We start from the raw sequence: 17364 nt of genomic DNA on the forward strand, positions 1-17364 counted from the left end.
CTGAAGGCGGGTGGGGAAGGGGAAGACCCTTTGTTCGTGGACTATCGACGGCTCCGTGGTGGTGTCGCTCGGCGCGGGGCGAATGGCCATCGTGCAGAGCGAGCACCCCGACCGCCCCGATCGAAGCGCTGGCTCGCGCTGGCGGCTCTGCTGATGTTCGCGCCCCTCACCCCGCTCGCGCTCGGTGTCCTCCTCGAATCCATGCGAGGGTTACAGGGCGCTGCGCGGATGCCCACCGCGTTTGCGCTTGCGTTCCCCACGTCCCTGGAGGCGCAATGGGCGGCGAACCCGATGCCAGGCTCGGACACGCGTGCGCCTGCCCGCGAAGCTCCAGCCCTCGAAACCTCAGAGGAGGCCGCCTCCTCCACGGGAGAGGACTTCCGAGGGCTGCGTGAGGACACCCCGGTCCCGGCCGTGCTCCTCCGACGAACTCCACTGGCGAGAACATCGGATCCGGCGATGCCACCGCGCTCGTCGACGCCGATCTCAGCCCCTTCCTCTGTACTGGCCCCTTCCATCGCCTCCCCCGTGGCGGAGAGCGCCCCCGAGTTCTTCCTCCGTCGTCGAAAGTGATCCCCATGCGATTGAGCGTGACGACACTGATTCACCTTCTGGTCCTCCTCGGTTCGAGTCCCCAGGCCACCGCCCAGAAGCCCAGGCAGGCGGCGCAGAGGGCCCAGGATGAAGCGCCGACTTCCCGGAAAGAGGCACCGACCGCCAGAGACGTCTCGAAGGCCTCGCTGCTCTCTCCCGGACGCCTGGCGGATGCCAAGGTGCAGCGCCTCTTCGATCGTGCGGTGACGGCGTTCGACGAAGGCGAATTCGTCACGGCGCGTGATTGCCTGCGCGAGGCGTGGTCTGTGAACCGCGAAAAAGGATACGACATCGCGGCCAATCTCGGAATCGTCTTCCTGAAGCTCGACGAGCCCGTGCAGGCGGCCCGCTTCTTGAGCATCGCCCTCGCGGAGCGCCCCGTCTCGACCGAACCCGAGATCATCGCAGAGCTGGAGGCGAGGCTGAGAGACGCCAGACGGCTCGTCGCGGGGCTGAAGGTCGAGGCGGCGCCAACCTGGACCGGGATGACCATCAACGGCCGGACGTATGCGGCGCCGACGCTCACCCGGGACGAGGTGTTCGCGGAGGCGGGCAAGGTCCAGATCGTGGCGCAGGCCCCGGACCATGTGCCATTACATCATGAATTCATCCTCGCACCCGGGCAGCGCGCCGAGCTGGTCGTCCGATTGCACCGACGGCCGCCTCCTCTGTGGCCGGTGTTGGCGGGAGGTGGCGTGGCGCTGGCTGGCCTCGCCCTCGGAGGGGGCCTGTTCCTGGCCAGCAGGGGGGAAGGGACCGACGCAGAGCGCCTCCGGGACCGTCTCCTCGGTGCAGAGGAGAGCTGCGTGTTCGGCGCTGAGAACTACGCCTCGGCCTGCGCGTCACTCGACGAGACGGCGCGGCGTGCCGACACCCTGCACAACGCTGGCGTCGCGCTGCTCGTGACGGGCGGAGTCGCTGCCGTCGGGACTGGAGTCTGGGCCCTCTACCGTGAGCTGGCGCGAAGAGAGCGCTCGGCGTGGCCGGCGGTGGAGATCAGCCCCGGCGTGAGCTCGGGGGCTGTGACCGTTCATGTCGAGGGGGCGTTCTGACGTTTGCGGAGAGGAGCCATGTCCGCCCGATGTTGTGCGGATCTGTAGGAGGAAACAGGCGCTGGTCAGGTGCGGGCAGGATTGAACGGGGTTGCTCATTCCTGGTTGGCGTAGGGATCATCTTTGCTGGTTGTGGATGACGGGCTAGCGCCTCGGCATTCGAAGATGAGGCTTTTTTTCGTGTTTTCATCATCTGTCCGTGTCGTTTCGAGCTGTAGGTCCCAGAAGGGGGCCATCCCAAGATCCTGGAACGAGTCTTCAACCCCATGTTCTCGGCCGCTTTTGAGCCCAGGATGACAGCGGAGGCGTTTCGGGATGGGAGCTGCAGACCACCAGGGAACGTGCATGGCATTACGCGGAGGGGGTCATGTCGATGCGAGGAGAGGGACGCGTTCTCATCATGAAAGCCGTCGGGTTGATGCTGATCCACGGCATGGGATGTGGAACCTATTGGGACGCGACCTATTCTCCGACGACTGATCCGTCGATCGCCAAAGGAGCTGGCCCGGATCTCGGAGAAGAACCTCCACCCGGATGCACGCCGAGTGCAGCGGGTGGAGACGTCGTGGACACCGGCGACGCGGCAGAGAATGCGGACACGGGTCAGCGAGGAATGATCCCTGCTCGTTGCGGCGTCTTCGTTTCTGCGAGCCTGGGCAAGGACGAGCATCCCGGCACCCCTGACCAACCACGCCAGACCCTGACGAGTGCCGTTGATAAAGCCATCGCGGATCAGGTGTACCGCGTTTATGCGTGCGCCGAAGACTTCGAGACCCTGGAGAGCGTGATGCTACCTCCGGGGGTCACGCTGTTTGGCGGACTCGACTGCATGCAAGGCTGGAGGTGGGTCGGCGACGCGACGCGGACGCGCCTTGCCGGCAAGAGCGGGACCATTCCGCTCCAGCTGGGGCAGGGGCCCTCGGAAGGAGAGGCGCCACCGCTGGGGACGAGGATGGAGGATGTCGATGTGGTGACCGGGGCCGCGTCCGGGGACGAGCTGGGGCTCTCCTCCATCGCCGCCTTGGGCCTCGGGGGAACGATCACGCTGCGACGGTGCTCGCTCGAGGCCGGTCCCGGAACGGATGGGCGCTCAGGGGAGCCCTACGACGACGCCGCGCCCATGGGGCCAGATGGAATGGCCGGGGGTGCCGCTTGCTCCGCGGCCGTGGTGCTCGGTGGGGAGGCTGCCGTCAACACGTGCGGCACGCAGGAGGATGAGAATGACGATTCACTGAGCGGAACTGGTGGTGTCGGCCAGGCCATGGTGGGAACCAATGGCTCGTCCGGAGAGCCCGAGAGCACGCCCAATGCCGGGACCGGGTCGGGCTCCAGCTCGATGTGTCGCGCGGGCATGCCCGGGGATGGCGGCGCCGACGGAGCACCAGGGGCCAGTGGTGCCGATCTCGGCACGCTCAGCGCAGCAGGGTTCGAGGGAGCCTCCGGGCGTGATGGGGGACGGGGCAGGCCGGGGCAGGGAGGTGGCGGAGGTGGCGCTTCGAGAGGCGGCACGATCGGGAACACCTGTCCTTCCTCGGCCTCGGCTGGAGGCGCCAGCGGAGGTTCCGGCGGCGCGGGCGGCTGTGGAGGCCGCGGGGGCCGCGGAGGTCAGGCTGGAGGGGCCAGCATCGCGCTGATCAGCCTCGGAGCCACCTTCCACTTCGACGACGTCACGCTCAAGGCGAGCCGAGGTGGGAACGGCGGCTTCGGTGCAGAGGGGCAGCGCGGCGGCCCTGGCGGCTCCGGCGGCCCTGGCGGCTCGAAAGGCACCACCTCGCTCCTGGCGGGCTGCGAAGGCGGTCAGGGAGGGCTCGGGGGCCGAGGGGGGCCCGGTGGAGGAGGGCGCGGCGGGCACTCCATCGGCATGGCGCACACGGGTGACGCACCGAAGAGCGAAGGCCTCCGGATCGACGTCGGAGAGCCTGGCCTCGGTGGTCCCGGGATCGGCCAGAGCATGGGCATCGATGGTCTCCGCGCCGAGATGCAAGCATTTCCTTCGTTCTGACGGGAGTGACGGGAAGTCGGCCCGCCGGAGTGCGTCCGAGAGCACCCAGGGAGCGGCGACAGGCACCTCGCGCGGGATGAAATCTCGGACGCGCACGTCGACGGGGATGCATCAGAGAGGCCTGTAGATGACCCGCCCATCGGCTTCGCCCTGAAACGTGGCGGCGTCGCCGTCCTGGGACACGATGAAGGCGATCCGGTCGGGGTGTTCGGCCACGAACGAGACGGCGGCGTGGTGACGGGTCCCCCGGGCGTTCAGAGGCCACCGCTCGTCACAGCGTCCATCGGGTCTCGCAAGATAGACGTCCGAGACCTGCTTCGACGCCCGGAGCTTCGCGCCGAAGGCGAGCACCTCGAGGCCATGGCTCATGATCACCGCGCCATCGACCGTCGTCAGACGTGCGATCTGATCGAGGGCCCGGTCGACCCGAGCGGCCGCCTCGGAGGCGCGCGACAGGGCAGAGGTCGAGGCCCGAGCGCCTTCGGCCCGCGCTTCCACAGGGGACGCCCCCGCATTCTTCGAGCGGCTACTGACGTACAGCGCGATCATGTCGCGTATCCAGGCGCCCAGAGCGAGCTTGGGCACGAGGCGCATCGGTTCGGCGTCGACCTGTCGATTCTCCGAGTCCACATCGATGTCCTCGCCTGGCCCGAGGATGGCGATCAGACCGCCGTGCCGGAGGTCGAGCATCTCGGACACGATGCGCATCAGGATGTCGTTGATGGGATGCAGGAAGGGTGGAGCATGCTGAACGGCCAGCCGACGCTCGATGGTCTCGATCTGAACCCGGTGGCGAGACATTGCGGAGCGCACGGTGCCGCGTTCGTAGCGAGCGACCTCCCATTCGCCTCGGCGAACCACGAGCACCCCGGGCTTGGGGGCGGAGATGCGCACCAGGGGATCGACTTCCAGCAGGCGCCGACTGTGCGCGGTCGCGATCCCGGCAATCATGAGCCTGTCGCGCTGCGGTACCACGGCAAGAAAGGCGTGCGGCCAGTGGCAAGCGGATGCCAGCCTGGGGACGTGCGCCACGTCGAAGGGCAAAGGCACGGCGAGCCGCGTCATGTCCCAGACCGGGCGGGCTGACTCGAAGGCGTCGAGGTCTTCCGCGAAGACGATGCTGGAAGGGTGCACTTTGCCCTCTTCCGACGCCATGGAAGCGAAGAACATCGTCTCGACCAGCCGGGAGAGGATGGAGCGGGAGGGACTCGGGCCGCGGGAGAGCGCACCGGTCTCCCTCGTGTCGCCTGCTTGCTGGTCACTTCGAGCGCGCCGCTCCTCTTCCTGGAAGAAGGCTTCCGCCAGGTCGAGGGGGTACGTCAGCGCCATCTCCTCGATGGTAGCATTCCGCTGCGGCCTGTCGGCTCTCGCGGCCGGAGGCGGATCCGCGGAGAGGCCCGGCCCCCCTCGGTCCACGGCCTGCGCGGCCTCCGAAAAAAAAGTGGCCGGTTCCGCGACCCCCCACCGTCTTCCAGAGCGGTGGGAAGGCCATGAATGACCAGCATCGACGACGACACCATCCACGACGCCTACGTCCGCTTGTTTCCGCTCCTCGTGAGCAAGTGCTCCCGCATGCTCGCCGATCCGGAGGAGGCGCGAGACGTCGCCCAGGAGACGTTCACCCGCATCTGGGCGGAGCGCGTCAACCTGCGCGACCCCCGTGCCCTCACGGCCTGGCTCTACCGGACCAGCACGCATCTCGCCGTGGACCGCTACCGCGACCCCTGGCGCAAAGAGCGCTCCGACCTGCCGGACTGGGAGCACCTCCGCACGGACGCGGCCGACCCGGAAGTGCGCACCCACTGGCGCCGCTTGCTCACCCATCTCCGGAGCACCATCCCCAGACGCGAGCTGGAGGTCGCCATCCTGAGCCGCCTCGACGGCCTCACCCACGTGGAGATCGCCGAGATCACGGGGGATGGCGAGCGCACCGTCCGGCGGCTCCTGGCCCAGTTCGAGGAGCGCGTGCAGCGCTTCCAGCAGCGGAGTGAACGATGAACCACCCCGACCAGCACCCCTCGTTCCTCGAACTCGACCGCCTCGCGCTCGACGCCGCCACCTCTCCGGAGACCCAGGCCCACGTCGCCGCGTGCCCGACCTGCCAGCGCCACCTCGCCTCCCGCGAGAGCGCGCCCCTCGCCGACTTGCCTGCGCTCCAGCAGCGCGCGCGCGCCGCCGCCGCCGCCCGTGATCTCACCGGTCCTCGCCGCATCGTTCAGCTCCCCGCAGTACGCCGTCTGCTCTGGGCGGGCCCCTCCCTCGCCGCGGCCGCCGCCGTGATCCTCTTCGTCCTGTTCCGACCCCAGGTGCACGTCGACGTGCCTCACGACCCGGCGACGTCCGGCGAGTTCACCACCATCAAGGGGAGCGCCTCCGCCCTGCTCCACATCAAGCGCGGCGAGCACCTCTTCGTCTGGGATGGCCTGGCTCCAGTCCAGCCGGGCGACAAGCTCCGCCTCGAGGTCGCGGCCGACGGCTTCACGCACGTCACCGTCCTCGCCGCGCCCCCTCCCAGCGCCCCTGGCGCTCCTCCAGCGCCCTTCGCATCCAGTGTCCCCCAGGCACCCGCCCCCGTCGTGCTCTACAGCGCAGCCATCGACCCCGAGCGCCCCGTCGCGCTCCCCAAGGCGTGGGAAGTCGACGACAGCCCCGGCCCCGAGTCCCTCGTGGTCGTGCTCTCCGCCGCGCCCCTCGACCCGACCCTCGCCCTCGATGCCCTGCGCACCCCGCGTGATGGCGTCTGGATCCAACGCTTCGACCTCTCCAAGCTCCCCCGACAGGAGGGCACCCCGTGAACACGCTCCGCTCTTTCATCCTCTCGCTTGCTCTGGTCACGACCTTCCTGATCACCCTGCTCTGCGCTGGCCCCCGTCACGCCGCTGCTGCCGAGCCTCGCCGCGCGGCCGTCATCGTCGGCGCCAACGGTGCTGCACCGGGCCGGAAACCCCTCCGCTTCGCCCATGACGACGCCCGCGCCGTCGCCCGCGTCCTCACCCAGCTCGGTGGCTTCCACGCAGGCGACGTGCAGATCCTCACCGACCCCGAACCTCGCGGCGTCCTCGACGCCCTCGACCGCGAACTCCAGCGCGCCGCCACCCGCCCGGCGGAGCCCTTGCTCCTCTTTTTCTACTACTCCGGCCATGCCGACGCCCACGCCCTCTACCCCAACGGCAAGCCCCTCCTCCTGACCGAGCTGCGCGCGCGCCTCGACAGCAAGACCGCCCAGGTGCGCATCGGCCTCATCGACGCCTGCCGTGGCGGCGGCTGGACGGGCACCAAGGGCCTCACCGAGACCGAGCCCTTCGAGATCGACCTCCCGGGCCTCGTCACCAACGAAGGCTCGGCCCTCGTCGCTTCCAGCTCTGGCCTCGAAGACGCCCACGAGTCCGAGCTGCTCCGCGGCTCCTTCTTCACCCACCACTGGAACGCCGGCCTGCGCGGCGCCGCCGATCGCAACGGCGATGGCCGCGTCACCCTCGCCGAGGCCTTCGACTACGCCAAGGTCCTCACCATCCGCGACACCGCGGTCCACACCAGCGTCCCGCAGCACCCCAGCTTCAAGTTCAACCTCAGCGGCCGCCAGGACCTCCCCCTCTCCACCCTCTCGCACAGCAAGACCGTCGTCGAGCTGGAGCAGCGCCAGGGCCCCCTCGAAGTCATCCACCTCGACTCCGGCCTCACCGTCCTCGAAGTCCAGCCCGGCGAAAAAGCCCTCAAGCTCGCCGTCCCTCCGGGCCGCTACCTCGTGCGCCGCAGGGAGGAAGGCAAGGCCTGGGTCCGGGAGATCCGCGTCACCCCGGGCGCCATCACCCGCGTCTCCGAGGACCACCTGGAGCTCGCCGTCGCCCCCTTGCTCGCCTCGAAGAACGCCGAGCCCCGACCCGTCACCCGCAGCACCCTCCCTGGCCGCACCTGGGAGATCCAGGCCGCGTTCGGCGTCAACCACTCGTCCTTCGATCGCCCTGGCTTCTCCTCCTCGACCGGGACCGACTCCACCTTCGTTCTGCCCTTGCAAGGCGCGTGGGGCATCACCGATCGCTTGCAGTGGATCCTCCCCACCGCTGCCTTCGCCTACCGCGTCGGCGATCACGGCGGCTTCGAGTGGATCCCCTGGGGCGGCCTCCTCTCCTGGTCCCTCTTCCACACCGATCACACGGTCTTCGCGGGTCGCCTCGGCCTGGGCTCCGACTTCCGCTTCTGGCTCACGCCCCGCAGCAGCCTCGACCTCGGGCTCGGCGTCTCCTCTCGGTTCATCACGAGCGATCGTGTCGTCATGTGCACCGAGGGCGAGTGCCCACCCCTGGGGAGCGACGCCGCCTCCTCCTTCGGCGTCGTGCGCAACCGCATGGCGCTGGGCTACTCCACCACCATCGCCGACGTGGTGACCCTCGGCATCGCGGCAGGCGTGTCGCACAACCTCCTGGTCGGCGGCGACACGCCGCAAGGCGCAGCCGAGCACGACGTCGAGCTGTCGGTGGGCTCGGTGCTCATGCGTGGCCTGAGGCCCCAGCCCCTCGTCCGCGTGCACCTCGGTGACGTGTTTTCGATCGACGGCTACGCCTCCGCGGGCTACCGCTTCGGTACCTCGTCGCGCACGGAGAGCTACATGCTCGGCGCCACCTGGACCTGGTGAGCCGCGCCGGCCGGTGAACCGTCACGGCGGGTCACCGGCCATGGCAGGTCAGCCACTACGGCGAGATCGCGATCCCGCCGCCCTGATCCTCGGACCCGAACCAGCCGGCGACCTGCTTCGGCGCCGTCCACCCCCGGGTGACGTTCCCCGCGTCGCTCAGCCGGTAGCCGATCCGGTAGTACCCGTGATTCTCGCCGCCAGGGTTGTCGATGTGGAAGACCAGGAGGTCGAGCCGACCATCGCGGTCGACGTCTCCGAGGGCCACGCCACCGCCCTGGTCCTCGGCGCCGAACCACCCTGGCACCTGCTTCGGACTCGACCAGCTCTTGGCATTGCCGCTCTTATCGAGGTTCCACCCGATGCGGTAATGGCCGTGGTTTTCGCCCGCAGGGTTGTCGATGTGGAAAACGACAAGATCGGGGCGGTCATTGCGATCGAGATCGGCGATGGCGAGCCCCGCGCCCTGCGTCTCGGCCCCGAACCAGCCCGGGATCGGCTTCACGTTGGACCAGCTCGCCACCGTCCCGGCGCCATCGACATCCCAGCCGACCCGGTAATAACCGTGGTTCTCGCCGACGGGGTTGTCGATGTGCAAGACCACGAGATCGGGGCGCCCGCTGCCGTTCACATCGACGGCGGCGATGCCCGCGCCCTGGTCCTCCGAGCCGAACCAGCCCGGAATGGCCTTGGGCTCCGACCAGCCCCAGGTCGCCATGCCTTCCGCGTCGATGCCCCAGCCGACGCGGTAGTAGCCGTGGTTCTCGCCGACGGGGTTGTCGATGTGGAGCACGAGGAGATCGCGCATCCGGTCGCCGTCGATGTCGGCGATGGCGACGTCACCCCCCTGGTCCTGCGAACCGAACCAGAAGGGGACCTCTTGCACCGGGGTCCAGCTCCGCGCGTCGCCACGCGCCTGGAGATCACGACCTACGCGGAAGTAGCCGTGGTTTTCACCGGCGGGGTTGTCGAGATGAAAGACGAACAGATCCATGGCGCCCGCGCGGCCGCTGAGCAGCAGCGTGGAGACTCCCGCTGCGATGGCGAGCGCGGAATCACGCCAGATCCGATGTTTCCAGGACCGATGGGGAAGCATGGTCCCTCCTCTCCGGACGGCTCGCGCCAGAGGCGCAACCCTCCGGGATGATCGTGGTGCCGGGCCTTCGTCACGCCAAGGCCCGCAGGGACTCAGACCACAGGGGTGTCTGCGGTCTCCGGCGCCGTCCCGGCGGACTTCACCTGACGGGTGATGCGGGGGAGGAGGGCGACCGCGGAGCCCACGGCCGTGCTGACCACGTACCAGGTCATCGCTGCGGGCACGCCCATCTGAAAGAACAGCACACCCGCCGTGCAGGCCGCACCAGGACCGAACGACAGCGCAAGCCCCGCGCGCTGGCTGCGCTCGTGCGCGCGGCCCAGCTCGAACAGATCGTCGAGCCGCTTCAGCGTCCCATCGACCAGCGTCACCTGCGCGCTGTCCACCGCGGCCGCCGAGGCACCGCGCATCGAGACCGAGAGCGTGGCCTTCCTGAGGGCGATCGCGTCGTTGATCCCGTCACCGACGAAGCACACCGAGCGCCCCTCGGCCTGGAGTTCCTCGATGATCCGCGCTTTGTCTTCGGGCCGGGTCTCGGCGTAGTAGTGCTCGATGCCCAGCGACTCGGCGAGCGCCCGGGTCGGCGACACGTGATCGCCCGAGAGGATGCGCACCGAGAGCCCTCGCTCGCGCATGCGCGCGATCTGCTCCTTCGCCTCGGGCCGGATGGCCGGGCAGAGTTCGAGCAGACCGATCAGGCGCCCCCCCGACGCTACGTGGACGAAGGAGTTTCCCATCGCCTCGCCCTTGGGGAGCAGATCCTGGATGTGCTCCGGCAGGGTCACCCCCTGGTTGCGCATGAACCGCTCGCTGCCCACCAGGACGGTCTCGTCCCCCAGGTGTGCCTTCACCCCGTGGCCTAGCTCGTAGTGAACGTCGTTGATGGGCGAGAGCGGGATCCCACGCTCCTCCGCCGCGTGCAGGATGGCCTTGGCGATGGGGTGACTCTGCCGCTGCTCGCAGGAGGCCGAGAGCCGCAAGAGCTCTCCCTCGGACACGTCGCCGAGGGCGTGGATCTCGCCGAGCTTGAAATCGCCCAGCGTGAGCGTGCCGGTCTTGTCGAAGACCACCGTGTCCACGCGCGGGATCAGCTCGAGCGAGCGGCCATCCTTGATGATGACCCCGTCCTGCGCCGCGCCCTCGGTGTAGTTCAGCATCATCCAGGGCGAGGCCAGCCGGTACACCACCGAGAAGTTCGAGGTGACCACCCCCTCCAGCCCCGTGAGACCGCGCAGGCCCAGCCCCAGCAAACCGAGGCCGAACGTGGGGAGCACCGTGGCGTCCGAGATCGACTCGCTGCGCGTCGTCAGCGAGTCCTCGAAGGTGGTGGTGCTGTTGATCACGCTCTCGATCTGCGACGCGGCCGTCGCGGCGCCCGTCTTCTCGACCCGGATCTTGACGCGACCGCGGACGATGAACGTGCTCGCCAGGACCTCGTCGCCGACCCCCTTCTCCGCGAGCTGCGCCTCGCCCGTCAGGAACCGCTGATCGACGGCGGCGGTCCCCTCGACGATCTTTCCATCGACGGCGACCAGCTCCCCTGCGCCCACGACCAGGATGTCGTGCAGCCGCACCTCCATCAGCGGGACGAGGACCTCGACGTCGTCCTTGACCAGCCACACCGCGGTCGGCTGCTCCTTGAAGACCTTCACGATCTTGTTGCGCAGCCGGTTCTTCGTCTGGATGCGCAGCTTCAGCCCGCCGAAATAGATGCACTCCGCGAGGGAGTTCAGGACGAACATCTTGGCGACGATGCCGATGACGATGGCGCCGAGGTCCATGACCTCGATGGGCAGCTTTCGCTCCTTGGCGACGCGCGCCGCGATGATCCCGCCCAGCCCGATGAGGTTGTACCCCACGCAGCCGAGGCTGACGATCGTCGCCGGTGGATACACGAACGTGCCTCCCACGGCGCAGGCGAGCCCTGCCACCGAGATGGCGAACCGCTGGTCGACCTCGCGCTCGGTGATGATCTCCTCGCCAGGGCTCGGCACCTCGTCGGAGGCCTCGTCCCCGGATGCCGTCACGTCCGCTTCTGGACCCTCGGAGGCCCCCTCGGCCTTCGCGGCTTCCCGGGACGTGGTCCAGTGCTCGTAGAGTTTCGCGCCTACGCTGACGACGCCACCGAGGATCAAGGCGCTCAAGATCATGGAGTGCGGCCGGAGTCTACGTACGCCGTGCGAAGAGGGTCAAGGCATCCACCTCGATGCGGTGATCGTGGTGTGCGCGTGCCCGACATGCTCCGCGGACATGAAGCGTCCCCGTTGCTCGACCTTACGGATGTCGTTATGGTCGGCGACGCTTGCCGACGGGACAGACCGATCGAGCTTGGGAGGTACGCTCTACATGATGCTGGACCCTGGCCGTCTCTCGACGCTGCGACGACTCGCTCGCGTGACGGGGACGTCATTCGAGGAAATGAGCGAGGTCGCGCGCCAGCGTCCGTTCGATCTCACCTCGTTTCTCCTCCTCCGCGCGGAAGAGGGGACCTATGCGCTCGCCGCCTTGAGGCAGTTCGTGCCCGACGCCCGCGAGCTGACCGCGAGCCAGGAGAGCGGTCCGACCCGCGCATCCGACGCGCCCCAGGGGACTTCGGGCATCCGGGTGAAGGGAAACCGTGCCGAGCTGAGCCTCACGAACGCGCGCCTCGCGACCCCGCGGATCGTTCGTCGGTCCGCGGGTGGAGATGCCGAGGGGACGGTGTCGGGTGAGCACCTCGATCGCCTGCTGCGCGCTCTGGCCGATCAGCCCCGCGTGCAGGACGTCGTCCTCACGGGAGGCGATCCCCTGGCGCTGCCGAACGAGACGTTGATCCCCTGGCTCGAACGGCTCGTGGCCATCCCCCATGTCCGCGCCGTACGGATCGACAGCCATGCCCTGAGCGCCGACCCGGACCGCATCGACGACGAGCTGCTCGCCTTCCTGCAGCGCCACCCCGTCTTCTGGTACGACGCCCACTTCAACCACCCGGACGATCTCGATCACCCCCTGGTCCTCGCGAAGCTACGCCAGCTCGTCCGGGCCGGCGTGCCGGTGACGAGCCAGACCGTCCTGCTCGGCGGCGTGAACGACGACGCGGCGACGATGACCCGCCTGATGGAGCTGGGTTACTTCAACAAGGTGCATCCCCGAGGCCTCGTCGTCCTCGGCGCGGACGACGTCCCCGCGCACCTCGCCGTCTCCGAAGACAAGGTCATGGACATCGCCCGCGCGCTGGAGGCCCTCCCGCGCCCCGCGCAGCCGCTCCTCGTCCACGAGGGCGACGACGCCAGCGATCGCCGTGAGGTCATCGAGCCGGCGCCCGTCAGCCGGATCATCGTCGTGCATGCGCCCCCCTCGGACCCGAGCGGCGCGCTGGCCAGGGAGCCCTCGTCCCCCGTCGTCAACTCCTGGAACGAGTGGGATCCGCTCGAAGAGGTCATCGTCGGCCGCGTGGACGACGCCTGCTTCCCCGCCTGGCCCACCGTCAACGAGGTCACCGTGCCCCGCGAAGAGTGGGAGCCCGCGGTGCGCGCCATGTCCGGGGAGCTGGGGCGCCCGTACCACGCCGAGGCGGTCCGCCGCGCGAACCTCGCCCTCGACCGTCTCGTCCACACCCTCGAGAGCGAAGGCGTCATCGTCCGCAGGCCGGATCGCGTCGACTACAAGCGCCCCTTCTCGACGCCCGACTGGTCGGTGACCACCGGCTTCTGCGGAGCCAACCCGCGCGACGTCGCCCTCGTCGTCGGCGACGAGATCATCGAGGCGCCCATGCCCGATCGATCCCGCTACTACGAGATGTGGGCCTACCGCACGCTCCTCAAGGAGTACTCGCGGAAGGGCGCTCGCTGGACGGCCGCACCCCGCCCCCAGCTCACCGACGAGCAGTTCGACAAGGACTACCGCCTGCCCCAGGAAGGGGAGCCCATGCGGTACGTGCTCACCGAGTTCGAGCCCACCTTCGACGCCGCGGAGTTCGCGCGATGCGGTCGCGATCTGTTCGTGCAGCGCAGCCACGTGACGAACGACTTCGGCATCGCCTGGCTCCAGCGCCACCTCGGCGACGGCTTCCGCATCCACGTCATCGAGTCCCGCGACCCCTACGCGATCCACCTCGACTCGTCCTTCGTCCCGCTGGCCGCTGGCAGGGCGCTCGTGAACCCCAAGTACCTCGACCTCGACAAGCTGCCCCCCCTCCTCAAGAAGTGGGACCTGCTCGTCGCGCCGCCGGGGATCCCCACCCCCCTCGACACGCGCTGCCTCCTGAGCGGCTGGATCCACCTCAACGTCCTGTCGCTCGACGGCGAGCGCATCCTCGTCGAGCAGCGGCAAGAGCCCTTGATCCGCGCCCTCCAGGGCTGGGGCTTCAAGCCCATCCCCGTCGACTTCGAGGACTTCTTCCCCTTCGTCGGCGCCTTCCACTGCGCCACGCTCGACGTCCGCCGCCGCGGCACCCTCCAGTCCTACTTCTGAGCGACCTCGGGGGCTCCGGCCTCCGGCACGCCCATCACCTCGCGATCGCGGGGAGGGACTGCCCCTGCGACGTGCGAGCGACGACGAAATCGCTCCGCCACGGCGCACTTTTCTCCATCGCGGCGGTGGCGAGCCCGCCGAAGCGAGGCAGCCCGACGAGCACGCGCATCCCGCCGAACACCGTGTGCTGCAGAGGGGGCGTGACGCGGTCATCGGTGGTCGGAAAGACGGCGCCAGGGGCGATGGCGCGCGCGTCCGCAGCGCCTTCTCGAAGACGCAGCGCATGTCCCTCGACGAGGAGTTCACCCCGGAGGCATGGCGGTGGCATGGCGTCGCCGAGTTCGAACTGCTGGCTCGTCTGGGCGACCATCTCGGAGAGCTGGATCAGCTTGATGTCCTCCTCCTGCTCGCAGGGTGCTGGTGCGGCCGGCGTGACGCTCTCGTCGCCTCGCTCGCCAGCGAGAACGTAGGAGCCAGCCGCCTCGCCCCGCGCGATCCTGTAGCGCGCCCCTTCGTGCGCCACGACGTCGAGGGCATCACCGCGACCGACCCAGAGACGCACGGCCGCGCACGTTCCGATGAGGTAGACCGTGTGTCGACCTTGCGGGGGCAGGGTGTGCGGTGTCTGGCGGTAGCGCTCGGGGATCGACTGGAGATCGCCTCCGGCCAGCGCCGCGGCGACCACCCAGGGCGCGTTGCTCGCGTCGATCGCGCTGCAATTGAGCTCGCGCTGCGAGACGCGCGCGCGCACCTCGACGCTTTCCGAGGTGGCGTTGTCGATCTCCAGCCCGAAGTACGGCGGAGGCGTGGGGGTGATCGGAAGGCACTGGCCACCGCCGGTCGTCCGGGTGTCGCTCGGGCACGGGAACGGACAGCCTGCGAGGAAGAGCGCGCACCCCAGGAGACCGACGCGCAGCATGCAGGGAGAACGCATGGTCGGCGTCGAGCTTACACGTCCCATCGAGGAGACGCGCTGGTGCCGCGGGAGCACGTGGGCACGCCCGAGAGAAGTTGCGGGGGAGGTGGGGGGCTCGTGGAGGAAGGCGGAGGGGAGAGTGCGTGAGGCGGAGGCGGGGGCGCGGGCGGCGCGGGCGGCTGCGCGAGGCGGAAGAAGTGCGGCGCGCGGGGGAGGGGGCGAGGTGAGGTGGGATCGAGGGGCAGGTCGCGGAGAAGACGCAGCTCGCGGAGAAGCCGGGGAGCTGAGGTCGGAGCGGGTTGTTGCTCGCGAGGGAGGGGAGGAGATGAGGTGAGATCGGGCTGCTGCTCGCGAGGGAGGGGAGGAGATGAGGTGAGATCGGGCTGCTGCTCGCGAGGGAGGGGAGCGGATGAGGTGAGATCGGGCTGCTGCTCGCGAGGGAGGGGAGCGGATGAGGTGAGATCGGGCTGCTGCTCGCGAGGGAGGGGAGCGGATGAGGTGAGATCGGGCTGCTGCTCGCGAGGGAGGGGAGCGGATGAGGTGAGATCGGGCTGCTGCTCGCGAGGGAGGGGAGCGGATGAGGTGAGATCAGGCTGCCGCTCGCGAGGGAGGGGAGGAGATGAGGTGAGATCGGGCTGTCACCGGCGGGGAGGGAGAGTGTCTGAGGTGAGATTTCTCGCTCACCAGCGGGAGGGGGGAAGAGATGAGGTCAGATTTCGTTCTCCCTGACGGGGGGCGGGAAAATCCGAAGTGAGATTTTGTTCTTCCTCGCGAGGGAGGACAAAATCTGATTTCGCACTGTAAGCATTCTCCCATTTGGGCAGCGACGGATTGCAGTGATGCGACAAGGTGGCTCGTCGTGGGGGCCTGACCTCTCCGCCGTCTCGTCGCGTGGGCTTCGCTCGGGCTGCGCGTTTCGAGCGGCGCGGCGCTGGCATGCCTCGACGCCGCGGCGTGACGGATGACCGGCGTGCGCAGGTCGAGATCAGTGCCCCGCGTCCACCTTCACGTCCGCCGCGGGGCGTCCCAGCAGCAGCACCAGCGGCAGGGTGCAGACGATGACCACCGCCGTCAGCACGAAGGTGTCCCCGTAGGACATCACCGCGCTCTGCAAGCTCACCGACCGATCCAGCAGCGACAGCGCCTGCTGCTGGGCGCTCACCGGGTCCGAGCCGCGCGCGACGAGGCCCGCGGCCGTCGCCGTGAGGCGCGCCTGCACCGCTGGATCCGTGACGCTCAGGTGCTCCACGAGCACCGACCGATGGAATGCCTGCCGGTGGATGAGCAGCGTGTTCAGGAGCGCGATGCCGATGCTGCCCCCGAGCTGCCGCGTCAGGCTGAAGAAGCCGGTCGCCGCGGCGATGTCCTGCTTCGGGATCGGTCCCAGCGCCGCCATGCTCAGCGGGAGCATCATCAGCGCCGTCCCGATCGAGCGCACGATGAGCGGCATCATCAGGTCGTCCTGGGACGTCTGCGGGCTCGAGCGCGCCAGCCAGAGCACGGATCCCGTCAGCACGAGCGCCCCGATCACCAGGAGGATCTGCGGTGGGTAGCGCCGGGTGAGCCGTGCGGCGAGGGGCATCATCAGCGCCGACGTGAGCGCCCCGGGCAAGAGCAACAGGCCCGTCTGCTGCGACGTGAAGCCCATCACCTGCGCGGCGAACAGCGGCAGCGAGAACAGCGCGCCGTAGAGCGCCATCCCCATCACCACCGACAGCACGCTCCCGGCCCAGAGGGACCGGTACCGGAGCACCCGCAGGTCGACCACCGGGTTGTCGGACTTCAGCACCCGCACGACGAACACCGCGAGGCCGACCACTGCGCACACCGAGAGCGCCACGATGAACTGCGAGTCGAACCAGTCGTGCGTGTTGCCCTCTTCGAGCAGGGTCTGCATCGAGCCCAGCCCCACCGCGAGCAGCGCGATCGCCAGCCAGTCGACGGACCCGCGCGCCCCTTTCGGTGGGTCTCGCGGCAGCGCCATGCTCACCATCGCCACCGCCAACACGCCGAGGGGCAAGTTGACGAAGAAGATCCAGCGCCACCCGATGTTCGTGACGATGTACCCGCCCAGGGTCGGCCCGATCGTCGGCCCGGCGATCACGATGGCGGAGAAGAAGCCCTGGGCCATCGCCTGCTCCTCCTTCGGGAAGGTCTCGAAGAGGATCGACTGCGCCTTGGCCAGGAGCCCGCCTCCCGTCAGGCCTTGCAGCACCCGGGCGACGATCAGCGTCGGCAGGGTCGTCGCCATGCCGCACAGCACCGACGCCAGCGTGAAGCCCACCAGCGAGAACAGGAAGTACCGCTTCTTGCCGAAGCGGTGCCCCAGCCACGCCGACAGGGGCAGGATGATGACGTTGGCGATGCCGTAGCTGGTGATGACCCAGCTCATCTGCTCGATCGACACCCCCAGCGAGACGGCCATCTCGGTGAGCGCGACGTTGACGATGGAGCTGTCGATCAGCTCCAGCAGCGCGCCGAGCGACACCGCGATGGCGATGACCCACTTGCTCGCCACCTTCGCCGCTGGCTGCGCCGGGTCGGAAAGTGGCACCTCCAGGGGGGGTGCCGCCGCACTCATCGCGCCCTCCGCCGTTCGTCCGTCAGCCTCTCGCTCATGGG

The 17364-nt window shown here is 69.0% G+C and carries 11 protein-coding genes; 6 read left to right on the forward strand and 5 right to left on the reverse strand.

The features are described 5' to 3' along the window. The first annotated feature begins 590 nt into the window (after window positions 1–590). Both CMC5_RS13285 and CMC5_RS48485 read left to right on the forward strand, forming a co-directional pair. Entirely contained in the window at window positions 591–1646 is a 1056-nt protein-coding gene (locus tag CMC5_RS13285; protein WP_156338545.1) for a hypothetical protein, read from the forward strand. Window positions 1647–2211: 565 nt separating this feature from the next. Continuing rightward, window positions 2212–3648, forward strand: coding sequence for a PGRS family protein (locus CMC5_RS48485; protein WP_156338546.1), 1437 nt, complete (start codon window positions 2212–2214; stop codon window positions 3646–3648). A gap of 111 nt (window positions 3649–3759) precedes the next feature. Here the strand turns inward: CMC5_RS48485 and CMC5_RS13295 are convergent, their stop codons facing one another. Further along, window positions 3760–4977: a putative sensor domain DACNV-containing protein gene (locus CMC5_RS13295; protein WP_050430759.1), complete on the reverse strand. Its 1218-nt coding sequence runs from the start codon at window positions 4975–4977 to the stop codon at window positions 3760–3762. A 165-nt stretch (window positions 4978–5142) separates the two neighbouring features. Here CMC5_RS13295 and CMC5_RS13300 point away from each other — a divergent pair, with 165 nt between their 5' ends. From CMC5_RS13300 to CMC5_RS13310, 3 genes are read left to right on the forward strand one after another with little or no spacing between them, the layout of a single operon-like run. Further along, on the forward strand, window positions 5143–5646 hold the full coding sequence (locus CMC5_RS13300) for an RNA polymerase sigma factor (protein ID WP_050430760.1): 504 nt from the start codon (window positions 5143–5145) through the stop codon (window positions 5644–5646). Beyond that, the gene (locus CMC5_RS13305; protein WP_050430761.1) at window positions 5643–6443 is read left to right on the forward strand and encodes a hypothetical protein; all 801 of its coding nucleotides are present in this window, start codon (window positions 5643–5645) and stop codon (window positions 6441–6443) included. Before CMC5_RS13300 ends, CMC5_RS13305 begins: the two co-directional genes overlap by 4 nt. Then, a complete protein-coding gene (locus CMC5_RS13310; protein WP_050430762.1) occupies window positions 6440–8281 on the forward strand; it encodes a caspase family protein in 1842 nt (613 codons plus the stop codon). Before CMC5_RS13305 ends, CMC5_RS13310 begins: the two co-directional genes overlap by 4 nt. A 55-nt stretch (window positions 8282–8336) precedes the next feature. Here the strand turns inward: CMC5_RS13310 and CMC5_RS13315 are convergent, their stop codons facing one another. After that, complete coding sequence (locus CMC5_RS13315) at window positions 8337–9374, reverse strand: FG-GAP repeat domain-containing protein (protein ID WP_050430763.1); 1038 nt, start codon at window positions 9372–9374, stop codon at window positions 8337–8339. A 92-nt stretch (window positions 9375–9466) separates the two neighbouring features. Beyond that, complete coding sequence (locus tag CMC5_RS13320; protein WP_050430764.1) at window positions 9467–11524, reverse strand: heavy metal translocating P-type ATPase; 2058 nt, start codon at window positions 11522–11524, stop codon at window positions 9467–9469. A 196-nt stretch (window positions 11525–11720) separates the two neighbouring features. Between CMC5_RS13320 and CMC5_RS46910 the strand changes: the two genes are divergently transcribed. Further along, window positions 11721–13826 (forward strand): hypothetical protein, encoded by a 2106-nt coding sequence (locus CMC5_RS46910; RefSeq protein ID WP_218920259.1) that lies wholly within the window; start codon window positions 11721–11723, stop codon window positions 13824–13826. 34 nt (window positions 13827–13860) lie between these two features. Here CMC5_RS46910 and CMC5_RS13330 read toward each other — a convergent pair whose 3' ends face one another. After that, on the reverse strand, window positions 13861–14760 hold the full coding sequence (locus tag CMC5_RS13330; RefSeq protein ID WP_156338547.1) for a hypothetical protein: 900 nt from the start codon (window positions 14758–14760) through the stop codon (window positions 13861–13863). Between the two features lie 967 nt (window positions 14761–15727). Further along, window positions 15728–17323, reverse strand: coding sequence for a DHA2 family efflux MFS transporter permease subunit (locus CMC5_RS13335; protein ID WP_050430766.1), 1596 nt, complete (start codon window positions 17321–17323; stop codon window positions 15728–15730). Window positions 17324–17364 lie beyond the last annotated feature (41 nt).

The sequence above is a fragment of the Chondromyces crocatus genome, from assembly GCF_001189295.1.
Lineage (GTDB): Bacteria > Myxococcota_A > Polyangia > Polyangiales > Polyangiaceae > Chondromyces > Chondromyces crocatus.

Excerpts from the sequence above, each read along its gene's own strand:
- CMC5_RS13315 (WP_050430763.1), bottom strand. The coding sequence starts at position 9,374 with ATGCTTCCCCATCGGTCCTGGAAACATCGGATCTGGCGTGATTCCGCG.
- CMC5_RS13305 (WP_050430761.1), top strand. The coding sequence starts at position 5,643 with ATGAACCACCCCGACCAGCACCCCTCGTTCCTCGAACTCGACCGCCTC.
- CMC5_RS13320 (WP_050430764.1), bottom strand. The coding sequence starts at position 11,524 with ATGATCTTGAGCGCCTTGATCCTCGGTGGCGTCGTCAGCGTAGGCGCG.
- CMC5_RS13300 (WP_050430760.1), top strand. The coding sequence starts at position 5,143 with ATGACCAGCATCGACGACGACACCATCCACGACGCCTACGTCCGCTTG.
- CMC5_RS13295 (WP_050430759.1), bottom strand. The coding sequence starts at position 4,977 with ATGGCGCTGACGTACCCCCTCGACCTGGCGGAAGCCTTCTTCCAGGAA.
- CMC5_RS46910 (WP_218920259.1), top strand. The coding sequence starts at position 11,721 with ATGATGCTGGACCCTGGCCGTCTCTCGACGCTGCGACGACTCGCTCGC.
- CMC5_RS13330 (WP_156338547.1), bottom strand. The coding sequence starts at position 14,760 with ATGCGTTCTCCCTGCATGCTGCGCGTCGGTCTCCTGGGGTGCGCGCTC.
- CMC5_RS13335 (WP_050430766.1), bottom strand. The coding sequence starts at position 17,323 with ATGAGTGCGGCGGCACCCCCCCTGGAGGTGCCACTTTCCGACCCGGCG.